11 protein-coding genes, 1 tRNA gene and 1 rRNA gene are annotated in these 13,187 nt (G+C 65.9%); 8 read left to right on the top strand and 5 right to left on the bottom strand.

The features are described from left to right. The 5 genes from rrf to NZK81_RS19180 all read left to right on the top strand — a co-directional run. Positions 1-84: ribosomal RNA gene (rrf, locus tag NZK81_RS21805) — 5S ribosomal RNA — on the top strand; the annotation flags it as partial. Between the two features lie 112 nt (positions 85-196). Further along, a tRNA-Met gene (locus NZK81_RS19195) sits at positions 197-273 on the top strand. A gap of 123 nt (positions 274-396) precedes the next feature. Next, positions 397-741, top strand: coding sequence for a DNA-directed RNA polymerase subunit omega (rpoZ, locus tag NZK81_RS19190; protein ID WP_260047706.1), 345 nt, complete (start codon positions 397-399; stop codon positions 739-741). Between the two features lie 76 nt (positions 742-817). Beyond that, positions 818-1,618, top strand: coding sequence for a ParA family protein (locus NZK81_RS19185; protein ID WP_260047708.1), 801 nt, complete (start codon positions 818-820; stop codon positions 1,616-1,618). A 78-nt stretch (positions 1,619-1,696) separates the two neighbouring features. Further along, positions 1,697-2,752: a DUF3667 domain-containing protein gene (locus NZK81_RS19180; protein ID WP_260047705.1), complete on the top strand. Its 1,056-nt coding sequence runs from the start codon at positions 1,697-1,699 to the stop codon at positions 2,750-2,752. Positions 2,753-2,867: 115 nt separating this feature from the next. Here the strand turns inward: NZK81_RS19180 and ftsH are convergent, their stop codons facing one another. The 3 genes from ftsH to NZK81_RS19165 form a co-directional block, all read right to left on the bottom strand. After that, complete coding sequence (gene ftsH, locus NZK81_RS19175; RefSeq protein ID WP_260047704.1) at positions 2,868-4,802, bottom strand: ATP-dependent zinc metalloprotease FtsH; 1,935 nt, start codon at positions 4,800-4,802, stop codon at positions 2,868-2,870. 181 nt (positions 4,803-4,983) lie between these two features. Continuing rightward, complete coding sequence (locus tag NZK81_RS19170) at positions 4,984-5,766, bottom strand: tyrosine-protein phosphatase (protein WP_260047703.1); 783 nt, start codon at positions 5,764-5,766, stop codon at positions 4,984-4,986. Next, positions 5,766-6,275: a 2,4'-dihydroxyacetophenone dioxygenase family protein gene (locus NZK81_RS19165; protein WP_260047702.1), complete on the bottom strand. Its 510-nt coding sequence runs from the start codon at positions 6,273-6,275 to the stop codon at positions 5,766-5,768. Before NZK81_RS19165 ends, NZK81_RS19170 begins: the two co-directional genes overlap by 1 nt. A 261-nt stretch (positions 6,276-6,536) precedes the next feature. On the opposite strand from NZK81_RS19165, the gene NZK81_RS19160 reads away from it, so the two are divergent. Together NZK81_RS19160 and NZK81_RS19155 are read left to right on the top strand one after the other, a co-directional pair. Further along, complete coding sequence (locus NZK81_RS19160) at positions 6,537-6,869, top strand: DUF6481 family protein (protein WP_260047701.1); 333 nt, start codon at positions 6,537-6,539, stop codon at positions 6,867-6,869. 15 nt (positions 6,870-6,884) lie between these two features. Then, positions 6,885-7,556 carry a spermine/spermidine synthase domain-containing protein gene (locus tag NZK81_RS19155; protein ID WP_260047700.1) on the top strand — a complete coding sequence of 224 codons (672 nt, stop codon included), beginning with the start codon at positions 6,885-6,887 and terminating at the stop codon, positions 7,554-7,556. A 92-nt stretch (positions 7,557-7,648) separates the two neighbouring features. On the opposite strand, the gene NZK81_RS19150 is transcribed toward NZK81_RS19155, so the two are convergent. Together NZK81_RS19150 and NZK81_RS19145 are read right to left on the bottom strand one after the other, a co-directional pair. Next, on the bottom strand, positions 7,649-9,724 hold the full coding sequence (locus tag NZK81_RS19150) for a hydantoinase/oxoprolinase family protein (RefSeq protein WP_260047699.1): 2,076 nt from the start codon (positions 9,722-9,724) through the stop codon (positions 7,649-7,651). 193 nt (positions 9,725-9,917) lie between these two features. Next, on the bottom strand, positions 9,918-11,726 hold the full coding sequence (locus NZK81_RS19145; protein ID WP_260047698.1) for a hydantoinase B/oxoprolinase family protein: 1,809 nt from the start codon (positions 11,724-11,726) through the stop codon (positions 9,918-9,920). A gap of 161 nt (positions 11,727-11,887) precedes the next feature. On the opposite strand from NZK81_RS19145, the gene NZK81_RS19140 reads away from it, so the two are divergent. Beyond that, on the top strand, positions 11,888-13,048 hold the full coding sequence (locus NZK81_RS19140; RefSeq protein ID WP_260047697.1) for an aminotransferase: 1,161 nt from the start codon (positions 11,888-11,890) through the stop codon (positions 13,046-13,048). The last annotated feature ends 139 nt before the right edge of the window (positions 13,049-13,187 follow it).

Raw genomic sequence — 13,187 nt, 5'->3', positions numbered from 1 at the left:
ATCCCATCTCGAACTCGGCCGTGAAACCTGACAGCGCCGATGGTACTTACGCTCAAGCGTTGGAAGAGTAGGACGTCGCCAGGCATTGAAGCCGGCGCGCTTCGCAAAAAACCCATTCTCAATGATCAAGGGCGAAAGCCCAAAAAGAGGGCCCTAGTGGCCCTCTTCGCGTTCCTAACGAACGCAACATCGGTGACGCGGGGTGGAGCAGCCCGGTAGCTCGTCAGGCTCATAACCTGAAGGTCGTAGGTTCAAATCCTACCCCCGCAACCAATTCTCAAATGACATCGATAAAACGCGTGGCTCCGCTGGGGAAAGGGCGTGTTTCCTTGACTTTCAGGGCGCTGCTACCTATTGGCCACTCTTTACGAACTTTCAGATTCTTACGGAGTGCCCATGGCGCGCGTTACTGTCGAAGATTGCGTCGACAAGATTCCCAACCGCTTCGATCTCGTCCTGCTGGCTGCGCAGCGTGCGCGGGAAATTTCCGGTGGCGCCGAACTGACCGTCGATCGCGACCGTGACAAGAACCCGGTTGTCGCGCTGCGCGAAATCGCCGAGCAGACCGTCAAGCCGGCCGAACTCAAGGAAGCGCTGGTTACCTCGATGCAGCGTGTCCTGCCCGAGGACGACGATGAGATGGACGAGATCGGCTCGCTCAGCCAGTCGGCCGAAGCCCTGCGCATCACGGCCTCGGCGCCCACCCGCAACACCTCGATCGGCGGCGACTACGACGGTTGATCGCCAAAGGTTGACTGAGCGGAGTTGACCGGCAACTCTGCACATTGTGGCTGGAAAGAAGAGAACTTTGCCCCGCATCGCAGGGGCTTCGGGGGGACCGTCCAAGAAGACCGGTCCCCTTGGCGCGTCTGCGCCCGGCGCGACCATTGCCATCTACAGCGTCAAGGGCGGTGTCGGGAAGACGACCTTCGCGGCCAATCTTGCATGGTGTTCGGCCGTGCTGTCCGGGCGCCGCACGCTTTTGTGGGACCTTGATGCCGCAGGCGGCTCGGGCTTCCTCTATGGGCTGGAGCCCAAGGGATCGCGCCTTGCCGAGGACGTGTTCTCGCGCGATCGCTCGCCGCGCGCGCTGATCCAGAAAACCGCCTGGGAAGGCATCGACATCCTTCCCGCCGACGAGAGCATCCGTGCGCTCGATGCGCAGCTGGTGCGGATCGGCAAGCGCAAGCGTCTGGCGAAGCTGACCGCTGAGCTGGGGGCGGAGTACGAACGCATCGTGCTCGATTGTCCGCCGGTCATGAACGAGCTTTCGGCGCAAGTCGTGCGCGCGGCCGATCTGGTGATCGTGCCGTTGCCGCCGTCGCCACTGTCGGCGCGGGCCTTCGATCTGGTGGTGCGCGAGATTTCCGGAAACACGACGCGGCATCCGCCGATCCTGCCGGTGCTGTCGATGCTCGACATGCGGCGCAACCTGCATCGCCAGGCGCATGAAGCGAACCCGAGCTGGCCGGCGATCCCTTACGCCAGCGTGGTCGAGCAGTGCGCGGTGCACCAGCAGCCCGTCGGTGCGCTCGCGCCGAGCAGCCCGGCCGCGCAGGCCTTCGCCCGGTTGTGGAGCGCGATCGAAAAGAAGCTGGAGACACGGCGTCGGGGATGACGCTAGTGCTGCATTGCACAATGCGGCTGTTCAGCACCCGGGCAACCGGCTAATTCTGCCCCGGACAAGGGGAAAGGCATGAGCGAGATCAGCGAGAGTCTGGCGGAAGTCGGGCAGGGCGCCCTTGCCGCGAACGCGGCGGAGCCGGAGGCCGGCGGTGCTGGCGACGGGCATACGCACGAGAGCGCTTGCCTCAATTGCGGGACCGCGCTGATCGGATCGCACTGCCATGCCTGCGGGCAGGCGGCACACGTGCACCGCACGCTGGGGGCGTTCTTCCACGACCTGTTGCACGGGGTGTTCCATTTCGAGGGCAAGATCTGGCGCACGCTGCCGTTGCTGGCGTGGCGGCCGGGCAAGCTGACCCGCGAATATATCGATGGCAGGCGGGCCAGCTACATTTCGCCGATCGCGCTTTTCCTGTTTTCCGTCTTCCTGATGTTCGCGGTTTTCCACGCCACGCAGGGCCATGAGGAGGGCAAGACGACCGGGAACCTGATCGGGATCGGCCAGAACGTGGAGTCGGTCAGGGCCGACATGAGGAAGCTGGAGGCCGAGCGCGCCGCCGCTGTCGTCCGGGGAGAGGCAACCGGGAGTATCGACCGGCAGATCGCGAGAAAGAAGGAGGCGCTTGCCGCCCTGGATTCGCTGGAGGCGGAAGGCCTGGACATCGAAATCAGCGACAAGTCCGGGAAAGGGATCCACAGCGACATCCCGCAGATCGACAAGGCATTGAAGAAGTTCAAGGCCAACCCGGATCTCGCGACCTACAAGCTCCAGACTTATGCCTACAAGTACAGCTGGGCGCTGATACCGATCTCGGTGCCCTTCCTGTGGCTGCTGTTTCCCTTCAGCCGCCGTTTCCACCTCTACGACCACACCGTGTTCGTCACGTACTCGCTATGCTTCATGACCATGCTGGTGATCGTGACGATGCTGGCGGGCGCGCTTGGCGCGGCGTGGGTGGGGGCGGTGCTGTTCTTCGCGCCGCCGGTCCACATGTACCGGCAGCTTCGCGAGACTTACGCGCTGGGACGCCTTTCCGCCTTGTGGCGGGCGTGGCTGCTGGTCTGGTTCTCGGGCACGGCGCTGCTTCTGTTCTTCATTCTGATCATGGCGCAGACGGGCGGCTGAAGGCGAAGGAGGCCGGGGCTCTCCGGCTCCATCGGCCTGGCAATGCAAAGGGGCGCGGAACTGCATGCTCCACGCCCCTTCCTGCATTCTCCCGGGGGAGAACCGTGTGTAGCTATCAGGCCCCCTGCGGTGCCGCTCCGCCCGACAGGCGCTTGCCTGCCTTGGGGATCGACGAACCGGAAGCCGGACGGGTCGTCACGGGGCCGCGCGGCTCGCTCGGCCGGTCGATATGGCCGGTCTCGAGAAGCTGCTTGATCTCGTCGCCCGACAGCGTCTCGTATTCGAGCATGGCATTGGCCAGCGTGTGCAGCGCCTCGTTCTGATCGTTGAGGATCTGCGTGGCGCGGGCGTGCGCGGTGTCGACCAGCAGGCGGATTTCCTCGTCGATCACCTTGTTGGTCTCGTCCGAGGCCATCAGGCGGTGCGAGCCGCCCATGCCGAGGTAGCCTTCCTGCTGCTCTTCGTACTGCAGCGGGCCCAGCTTGTCCGACATGCCCCACTTGGTGACCATGTTACGGGCCAGGCTGGTGGCGTACTGGATGTCCGAGGAGGCGCCCGAGGAGACCTTGTCGTGACCGAAGACCAGCTCTTCCGCCACGCGCCCGCCCATCGAAACCGAGAGGTTCGCCAGCATCTTGTCGCGGTGGTAGGAATAGCTGTCCCGCTCGGGCAGGCGCATGACCATGCCGAGGGCACGGCCGCGCGGGATGATCGTGGCCTTGTGAATCGGGTCCGAAGCCGCTTCGTTCAGAGAGACGATGGCGTGGCCAGCCTCGTGGAAGGCGGTCATCTTCTTCTCTTCGTCGGTCATGACCATGGAGCGGCGTTCCGCGCCCATCATGACCTTGTCCTTGGCGTCTTCGAATTCCTGCATGGCGACGAGGCGCTTGTTGCGCCGCGCGGCGAGCAGGGCCGCCTCGTTGACGAGGTTGGCAAGATCCGCGCCGGAGAAGCCCGGAGTGCCGCGCGCGATTACGCGGGCGTTGACGTCGGGGGCCAGCGGCACCTTTTTCATGTGCACTTCGAGGATCTTCTCGCGGCCCTCGATGTCGGGCACCGGCACCACGACCTGGCGGTCGAAGCGGCCCGGGCGCAGCAGCGCCGGGTCGAGCACGTCGGGGCGGTTGGTCGCCGCGATGATGATGATGCCTTCGTTGGCCTCGAAGCCGTCCATCTCGACGAGGAGCTGGTTCAGCGTCTGCTCGCGCTCGTCGTTCGAATTGCCGAGGCCATGGCCGCGGTGACGGCCGACGGCGTCGATTTCGTCGATGAAGACGATGCACGGCGCGTTCTTCTTGGCCTGCTCGAACATGTCGCGCACGCGGCTTGCGCCAACGCCTACGAACATCTCGACGAAGTCGGAGCCCGAGATGGTGAAGAACGGCACGCCCGCTTCGCCCGCGATGGCGCGGGCGAGCAGGGTCTTGCCGGTACCGGGCGAGCCGACCAGCAGCGCGCCCTTCGGAATCTGGCCGCCAAGCTTGGAGAAGCGCGATGGATCGCGCAGGAACTCGACGATTTCCTCCAGCTCCTCGCGCGCCTCGTCGATGCCGGCGACATCGTCGAAGGTGACGCGGCCGGAGCGTTCGGTCAGCATCTTGGCCTTGGACTTGCCGAAGCCCATCGCGCCCGATCCGCCGCCCTTCTGGACTTGCCGCAGCGCGAAGAAGGCGATGCCGACGATCAGGAGGAAGGGAAGGGTCTGCGCCAGGATATAGACCAGCAGGCTGCCCTGTTCGGCGGCCTTGCCGGAATACTTCACGTCATGGCTCTGCAAAAGCTGCGTGAGCGTGGTGTCGCCGGGCACGGGAACGGTGGCGAAGCTGTCGCCGTTCTTGAACTTGCCGTCGATCCGGTCCTCGCTGATTTCGACCGAGGCGACGCTGTCCTGAGCGACCTTGGCGCGGAAATCGGAATAAGGGATCATCGGGCCGGTCTCGCCGCGCGCACCGAACATGGACACTACCATGAGAAGCGCGAGGAAGATGCCGCCCCAGACAAGCAGGCTTTTGACCCATGGGTTGCCGTTGGGCTGCTGGTCGTCGTTCATTGTCGGAATATCCGTCCTTTCACTCGCCAATGTAGGCGCACCGGCCTGAATCACAAGTTAGCGCCGACGCACAGAGTGATGGTTTCGACAGGCTGTGGCACAATAGCTTCGAAACAGCGCCGAAGCGGTCGTCCGGCAGGCGCGTCAGGCCTTTGCGTGCGCCGCGGCACGCCGTTGCGATTCAGCCCGGTTCGAGCAGGTGGGCGCGCATCGCTTCGGCGGCGCCGGACGGGACGCCGATTTCGGCAAGATAGCCCTCGATCGAGCCGCAGCGCTCGTCGATGGCATCGAGGAAGGCGGCGATGTAGCCGGGCCGCGCGCCGGCGAGCGCATTCATCACCGGCTCGGACAGGCCGGCATAAGGCGAGGAGGGATCTTCGGGGCGCGCGCCGAAGGCCTTGCGCAAGTCGACGGCCTGCTCGGTCAGCGTGAAGTCGGCCACGATGGTGTCGCGCGGGGTACCGAGAATCGCCAGTACGAGCGCCGCCGCGCCGCCGGTGCGGTCCTTGCCCGCCGTGCAGTTGAAGGCGATGGGCACATGGCCATCGGCAATGCGGCGTACCAGTTCGGCATAGGCCGGGGCCTGCTGGAAGGGCAGGTGGCGGAAGCCCTCGGCCATGATCGCCATCGCCTGTTCCTCGCTGCCGATGCCCTGTTTGGCCATGGTGTGGAGCTGGCCGAAGACTTCCTGATGGTCGCGGCTCCAGTAGTCGATGCCTGCCGCCGCGCACCACCTGTTCGGCTCGCGCGCCCGTTCGCGCCGGCTGCGGAAATCGACCACGCAGCGGATGCCGAGTCCGGCAAGGTAGGCATGGTCGGCGGGCGTGAGACGGCTCATCGTGCCCGAACGGTAGAGCCGGCCCCATTTCACGCGGTGCCCGTCCATCGCGGGGTAACCGCCCATGTCGCGGAAATTGATGCCCCCTTCGAGCGGCTGCAGGCGGCGCGCCAGATCCTCGTCCATCAGGCGGTGAAGGCGGCGGGACCGGAGGGGCGGATATAGCGGGGCATGTCGATGCCCTGCCGCCTGACGGCATCGAGGAAGATCTGCTCCATCGATCCGGCATGGTCGGTGGAGAGGTAATTGCCCTCATCGTCGAAAACGACGTTCACGCCCGAGACGACCATGAAGCCTTCCACCGGTTCGCCGTCTTCGGGGATGTGGAAGGTGTGGACCGTGCCCGGCGGCTCGTAGAGGTAGCTTCCCGGCGTCTGCATGTCCTGCGGATATTCCTTGTAGCCCCAGGTGCCCTTCATCGTGAAGAAGTGCACCGCGCCGGTGTGGAAGTGCCTGGGTAGCTGCGTGCCCGGCGCGTAGCGGGCGTAGAGCACCCAGGTCGCGTTGTCGGGATCGAGGAACAGCGGCCACAGTTTCATGCCCGGAATCAGATGGCCCAGATCGATGGCCGGCTCCTCGTTGACGTTGAGCGAGAGCAGGCGGTCCTGCTCATGGATGGCTAGCGGCAGCTGCATGAAAGATCCTCTCCTGATCGGGTAAGAGCGTTGCATGGGTTTTGCGGATACTCAAGGGCGCGGGATGGCGCGAAGGGACCGAGGCCCGACGCGGTAATTGTGGCCAAGGCGCGATATCGTGCTAAAGGGCTCGCGCTGACGTCGCCATCGACGGATATCGGGCCGCCTTGGCTCCTCCCTTTGTCCCTACATCGCTTCATGAAGCCGGAATGCGCTGCCCTTGGCGCATCCCGCCGATCTCAGGGAACAGAGTAGCGATTGATGGCAGGATACAGGGAGCCCGGCTTTGAAGACCGGGTGAAGGCCGCAGCGCAGGCCCGCAGCAAGGCTCTTGCGCGCTTGAAGGCAAAGCCGCCGATCGATCCGCAGGTGCAGGCCGAACGTGCCGCCCGGGCGTTGAAGCGCGAAGCGGCGCAAGCTGAAAAGCGCGCGCAGGCGAAGGCGGAACGGGAAGCGAAACGTCTCGCCCGTGTCGCCAGGGCGGAACAAGCCGCGCAAGCGGCCAATTCTCCGCCGTCACCCGAACCCACCGAGGCTGACCGCAAGGCCGCGCGCGATGCGCGTTATGCCGCCCGCAAGGCCCGCAGGAAGTAGATCGGGACCGTCGCCATGACAGGGGATGAAGTGATCGGCACGGCCCGCGTGCCCGACGGCGTCGAGCTGCGCCTGATTCACAACGCCGGCGATTTCGCCATCATGCTGGAACACAACGAACTGATGAGTTCGGACCTGAGCATTTCGGAGGAAGCGCTTGCGACCCTGACGTGCGAGCGGCTTGGCGGACGGGCGGAGCCGCAGCTTCTCATCGGCGGCTACGGCATGGGCTTCACCTTGCGCGCGGCGCTGTCGGCACTTGGCGAGGATGCCAGTGTGACCGTGGCCGAGCTGGTGCCGGAGATCATCGAATGGGCGCGGGGGCCGATGCGGAGCCTGACCGCCGGCTGCCTCGACGATCCGCGCGTCGTGCTCGTCATGGACGACGTCGCGATGCTGATCGATGCGGCAAGGGAGGCGTACGACGCGATCCTGCTCGACGTCGACAACGGGCCGGAGGGGCTCACGCGCCGGTTGAACGACGATCTCTATTCGCGGCGCGGGTTGCAGGCCGCCATGTCCGCACTGAGGCCGAAGGGCATTCTCGCCATCTGGTCGGCCGAGCCCGATGCGGCATTCACCGCGCAGCTGCAGGCCGCCGGCTTCGAGGTGGCGGAAATCCTCATCGACACGCCGCCCGACGACAAGGGCGATCATCATGCCATCTGGTTTGCCCGGAAGGCCTGAGGGGGCTGCCTTGCCCCGGGTTTCGGGGCGCGGCTTTCGTTGACGCTTGTCCTTGCAGCCGGACCGGCCGCGAGGGCCGGTCCCTTGATCCTTCAGGCCTTCACCAACTGGTAGTCGCCGGCATCGTCCACCTGTGCCTTCCAGCCCGGATAGACGACGATGGTGGTGAAGGTTTCCTCGATGATCGAAGGGGAGGGCACTTCCATGCCCGGCTCCAGGTCCTTGCCGAGGTAGACCGGCACTTGCGCGAAACCCGTGCCGAGGTTGGCGCGGCGCGCCTTGGCAGCGACCGGAGCCTTGCCGCCTGGCGTGAACCCGCCGCTGGCCTTGGGTGAGGGCGTCACGACATGGGCGGCGAGACGCACGCCCGAGATTTCGGGCACCTCGTGTTCGCGGATGTGGGCGTATTCGGCCATGTGGCGCTGATTGAACAGCGCGATCGCGCGCGCGCCGAAATCGTCCCCGATGAACGAGAGGTCGCCCAGCGGCACGTCGGTCATGTAATCGAGCGAGAGCGAGAAGTTCTGGCCCGGATAGCGCATGTTGAGCTGGTAGTTCACGCGGATGTCGTCCGCCTTGAAATGCGCATCGGTGAAGAATTTGCGCGCGCGGGTCGACAGGTCGTTCCAGAGCTGGCGGATGCGGTCGATGTCGAGGGCGTTGGCCGAGGCGATGTAGGAGCGTTCCTCGTCTATCGTCGGGTTGGCGACCAGCGTTCCGAGCGCCGAGAAAGTCGGCGAGGCCTTGGGCACCAGCACGCGCGTGATGCCGAGGTCTTCCGCCTGGATCGCGGCGAAGGCCGGGCCGTTGCCGCCATAGGCGAGCATGACGAGGTCCTTGGGATCGATGCCCTTGCCGGCGGTCGTGCGGCGCACGCCCTGGCTCATGTTGGCATTGACCACGCGCCAGCAGTCGAACGCGGCCTGTTCGGCGTCTCCGTGGCCCATTTCGTCGGCGATCTTCTGGAAGGCTTCGGTCACACCTTTCTTCGAGAGCGAGAAGCTGCCGCCTGCAAAGCCCTCGTCGGTTGAGAGGATGCCGAGCATGACCAGCGCGTCGGTCACGGTCGGCTCGGTGCCGCCGCGTCCGTAGCAGATCGGGCCCGGCTCGGAGCCCGCCGACTTCGGGCCGACTTCGAGCGCGCCGGCATTGACGTGGCAGATCGACCCGCCGCCGGCGCCCAGCGTTTCCACTTTCACCATGGGAACGCCGATCAGGTAGCGGTGGTGCATGTTCCACCCCGCTTCGGCCGGGGCCTGCCCGTCAACCACCAGCGACATGTCGTAGGAGGTGCCGCCCATGTCGACGCAGAGCAGGTCGGGGCAGCCCTTGGCCGTGCCCGTGTGCGCAGAGCCGATCACGCCGCCCGCCGGGCCCGAGGCGAGCACGCGGATCGGGGCGCCGTCGATATATTCCTTGGTCATCACCCCGCCCGAGGCCTGCATGACCATGAGCTGGTTCTGGTACCCGCCTTCGACGAGGCGCTGCACCAGCTTTTCGAGGTATCCGGTCACGCGCGGGCCGACATAGGCATTGACCACGGTGGTGGAGGTACGGTCGTACTCCGGCGCGCGCGGCAGAACCTCGTGGCTGGCCGAGATATAGGCGTTCTGGATTTCCTGCGTGACGATCTCCTTGGCCCGGCGCTCGTGCTCGGGGTTCACGAAGGAGAACAGGAAGCTGATCGCGACGGCCTCGACATTCTGCAGGCGCAGCTTGCGGCAGGCCTCGCGCAGCGCGTCCTCGTCGAGCGGCACATGGACCGAGCCGTCATGCAGGATGCGCTCGGGCACGGTCAGGCGGCGGCGGCGCGGGGTGATCTGCTTGGGCGGCGCGAGGCGCACGTCCCAGATGTCTTCCTTGTAGCCGCGCCGGTATTCGATCTCGTCGCGGAAACCCTCGGTGGTGATGAGACCGGTGAGGGCGCCGTTCATCTCGATCAGGGTGTTGTCGGCGACGGTCGTGCCGTGGACGATCGCCTCGCACTTGCCGAGGAAGTCACCGAGTTCGAGGCCTTCCTTCCCGGCCAGCTTGCCGAGGCCTTCCATCACGCCCAGCGAGCGGTCCTCCGGTGTGGAGAGGTTCTTGTGCAGGATCACTTCATCGCTCTTGAGCAGGGCGAAGTCGGTGAAGGTGCCGCCGATGTCGATACCAACGCGATAGGTCATTCAGGTCTCTCCTTGTCCTCCCCGAATCGGGGAGGTGGCAGCCCGCAGGGCTGACGGAGGGGATTCTCGTTCCGGCGCTGCGTGTGGTTGTGCGCGCCTTCTGGCTTTGCGTTTGCCGAGAGTCCCCTCCACCGCCTGCGGCGGTCCCCCTCCCCGTGCCGGGGAGGATGTGTCTTCGTTGTTACTCCGCCGCCTACGCCATGGCCGACATCTCGGCGCGCAGCGCCTCGGTTGCCGCGTGGTCCACCGCCAGCGTGTAGTCGTCGAGGCTGCCGGTCAGCACCACGCCGTACTTCATCCGCGCCGCCTCGGGGCTGACGTATTCGTCGAGCACGTCCTCCTTCACGCTTTCCGGATCGCGCAGCAGCGGCAGGCCGAAGCCCGCGCCGCCGCCATGCTGATAGGCGATCACCGCGCCTTCGGGCAGCAGGTCCTGCGCGGTGTGCTCGATCTTGCGCTCGCCCGGCGCGCCGACCTCGAAGTGGTTGCTATAGGGGATCGCATCGTCCCCCCCGCACATCCCGCGCAAGGGGTGGTCGGCCGAGACCATCCACGCCATCGCCGAAGTCGGCTTCAACACCTGCTTCACGTTCAGCGAACCCGGAGCCCCGCGCCACTGGCCGGCACCGCCGCCGTCGGTGGTCATCTCGCGGCTGATGTTGAGGATGGGGAAGCGGCTTTCCGCGTCCTCCGCCTCGGACAGGATCAGGTTGCCCAGCGAATTGGGGCACGAACCCCAGCCGTCGATGCCCTTGATCGCCGAGACGTCCATCGAGCGGCAATCGACGCCCTGGTCCATCCACATCATGCCGTTGTCGTCGAAACCGATGACGGCGTTGGGCATGCCGATCTTGTAGAGCTGCGGCTGCGCCCGCTCCGGCGCGACTTGCGAGAGGGCTAGGCACACCGCCTCGGTGATCTCGCAGGCCGGGTGGAACGATCCGAGCGCGGCGGGCTTGTTCGGCGGCGGCTGGGCGATGCAGCCTTCGGGGATCACGATGTCGACCGCGTTGAACATGCCCTCGTTGCGCACGATCGTCGGGTCCATGTGGGTGATGACCTGCGTCATCACATAGCTGCGCGAGTTGGCGAAGGTGTTCCACACGCCGATGAGGTCCTGCCGGTCGTCGGTGCCGGTAAGATCGACGGTGAGCTGGTCGCCCTTCACGGTGCAGGCGACGTGGACCTTGATGTCCTTGGTCCCGGCGGTGTCGTGGTCGATCAGGACCGTGCCTTCATAGGTGCCGTCGGGCCACTTGGCGACTTCCTCGTGCATGCGCTTTTCGGTGTGGTCGATCGAATGGTTGATCGCGGCCTTCACCGTTTCGGCACCCCACTTGCCCAGCAGGTCCTCCAGCATCTTCACCGCGTGCTGCACGCCGCCGATCATCGCCGCGATGTCGCCCGCGAACGTGGCAAAGCGGTTGTTGCGCACCACGAAGTCGAACACGTCCATGCGCAGTTCGCCGCGGTGGACGAGCTTGAGGCAGGGATAGATCACGCCCTCGGTAAAGACGTCGGTCGCCTCCAGCGTGAAGCCGCCGGGGTCCTTGCCGCCGGTATCGCCCTGGTGGGCCTGCAGCGTCTGGATGCAGATCAGCTCGCCCTTCTCGTCGTAGACCGGGCCGTAGACGTTGTAGTCGGGCAGGTGGCCGCCGCCGTGATCGGGATCGTTGGCGACGAAGACATCGCCCGGCCCCCAGTCGTAGCGCTCCTGGTTCATCAGCCCCCAGCGCGTCTCCATCTGGTTGACGAAAGTCAGCTGTGGCGTGCCGATCGCGCCCATGGCAAGGCGCCCGTGGGCATCGACGATCGCGGCATTGCGCTCGTTCGACTGGTTGATGATGGGCGAGGACGCCGCGCGCCCCAGATAGGTCGCGGCCTCGAAGCAGACGGTCTCGAACGCGCCGCGGATGATGTCGGCGGTCACCTGATCGATTTCGGCCGTGGTCGGCAAGGGCTCGCGCCGGGCGGCCAGCTTGCGGTTCAACTCGTAGGACATCGCTGCACTTCCTCTTCCGTCCGTGCTCTTTGTTCTTGAGCTTCGGCTATTAGGCGCATGGTCTGCCACTCTTCTCGACAAACCGCGCGGCCTTGCGTGCAATTTGCGAAAACGCGCGCTATCCGGCCATGCCCACAGGCGCCATCGGAGCAGCATCCACGATGAAGATACACCCGGTCTACGCCGAGATGGAGCGCACCGTGTTCGACCTGATGTCCGGCCTCGCGCGCGAACATGGCGCGATCAACCTGGGGCAGGGCTTCCCCGATGCGCCCGGGCCGGAGCCGGTGCTGGAAGCCGCCGCGCGCGCCTTGCGCGAAAAGTCGAACCAGTATCCGCCCGGTGCCGGCCTGCCCGAACTGCGCGAGGCGGTCTGCGCCTATTACGCGCGCCGCCAGAACCTCGCCATCGCGCCCGAACAGGTCACCGTGACCTCCGGCGCGACCGAGGCCATCGCCTGCGCCGTGCTCGCGCTGGTGCAGCCGGGGGACGAGGTGATCCTGTTCCAGCCCGCCTACGATGCCTATGCGCCGATGGTGCGCCGGGCAGGCGGCGTGCCGGTCTCGGTCATGCTTGCGCCGCCGCATTTCGCCTACGGGGAAGAGGCGCTGCGCCGCGCGATCACCCCGCGCACACGCGTGCTCATGCTGAACGACCCGCTCAACCCCGCCGGCACCGTGGCGAGCGAGGCGCAGCTTGCGATGATCGCCCGCCTGTGCACCGCGCACGATCTCACCGCGATCTGCGACGAAGTCTGGGAAGACGTGCGCTTCGACGGCACGCCCCACCGCTCGCTGACGACGTTCGAGGGCATGGCCGCGCGAGCCGTCAAGATCGGCTCTGCGGGCAAGATCTTCGGCATCACCGGCTGGAAGATCGGCTGGATGATCGCGCAAGGCGAGCTGGCAACGGCGGTATCGCGCGCCCACCAGTTCATCACCTACGCCAGCGCCCCGCCGCTGCAATGGGCCGTGGCCGAGGGCCTGACGATGCCCGACGCCATGCTGGCAGACCAACGCGCCACCTGGGCCGCCTCCCGCGCGCGGCTGAAAGCGGGGCTGGAGGCCGCCGGCTTCGCCGTCCTGCCCAACGCCGCGACATGGTTCCTCTGCGCCGACCTCGCCGCCTCGGGCATTGCGCTCACCGACCGCGAGTTCTCCGAACGCGCCGTAACCGAGGCAGGCGTCGCGACCGTCCCCGTCTCCGCGCTCTACGAGGGCGAGGGCAGGCCCGAGCACATCGTGCGGTTCTGCTTCACCAAGCCGGATGCGGTGCTGGACGAGGCGGTGGCGCGGCTGGGGAAGTGGTGGGGGTTACGATAGCCGCCGCGGAGGCAGCACCATGGGTCAGAGGACTGGCCAAATAGTTTCGGTCAAATTTGCCAGTGACGTTACGCCGGGTCGATAGCCAATTTGTAACTTTGTTCACGTGCATTTCATAAGTGTCACTTGCGTTTTTTTA

The organism is Novosphingobium mangrovisedimenti (assembly GCF_025153475.1).
Lineage (GTDB): Bacteria > Pseudomonadota > Alphaproteobacteria > Sphingomonadales > Sphingomonadaceae > Novosphingobium > Novosphingobium mangrovi_A.
The sequence above is the reverse complement of the archived record's forward strand: the minus strand, read 5'-3'. Positions and strand labels throughout refer to the sequence as shown.

Coding starts and splice junctions, on each gene's coding strand:
- NZK81_RS19165 (WP_260047702.1), bottom strand. CDS start 6,275: ATGCAGCTGCCGCTAGCCATCCATGAGCAGGACCGCCTGCTCTCGCTC.
- ftsH (WP_260047704.1), bottom strand. CDS start 4,802: ATGAACGACGACCAGCAGCCCAACGGCAACCCATGGGTCAAAAGCCTG.
- NZK81_RS19145 (WP_260047698.1), bottom strand. CDS start 11,726: ATGTCCTACGAGTTGAACCGCAAGCTGGCCGCCCGGCGCGAGCCCTTG.
- NZK81_RS19180 (WP_260047705.1), top strand. CDS start 1,697: ATGAGCGAGATCAGCGAGAGTCTGGCGGAAGTCGGGCAGGGCGCCCTT.
- rpoZ (WP_260047706.1), top strand. CDS start 397: ATGGCGCGCGTTACTGTCGAAGATTGCGTCGACAAGATTCCCAACCGC.
- NZK81_RS19155 (WP_260047700.1), top strand. CDS start 6,885: ATGACAGGGGATGAAGTGATCGGCACGGCCCGCGTGCCCGACGGCGTC.
- NZK81_RS19160 (WP_260047701.1), top strand. CDS start 6,537: ATGGCAGGATACAGGGAGCCCGGCTTTGAAGACCGGGTGAAGGCCGCA.
- NZK81_RS19170 (WP_260047703.1), bottom strand. CDS start 5,766: ATGGACGAGGATCTGGCGCGCCGCCTGCAGCCGCTCGAAGGGGGCATC.
- NZK81_RS19150 (WP_260047699.1), bottom strand. CDS start 9,724: ATGACCTATCGCGTTGGTATCGACATCGGCGGCACCTTCACCGACTTC.
- NZK81_RS19140 (WP_260047697.1), top strand. CDS start 11,888: ATGAAGATACACCCGGTCTACGCCGAGATGGAGCGCACCGTGTTCGAC.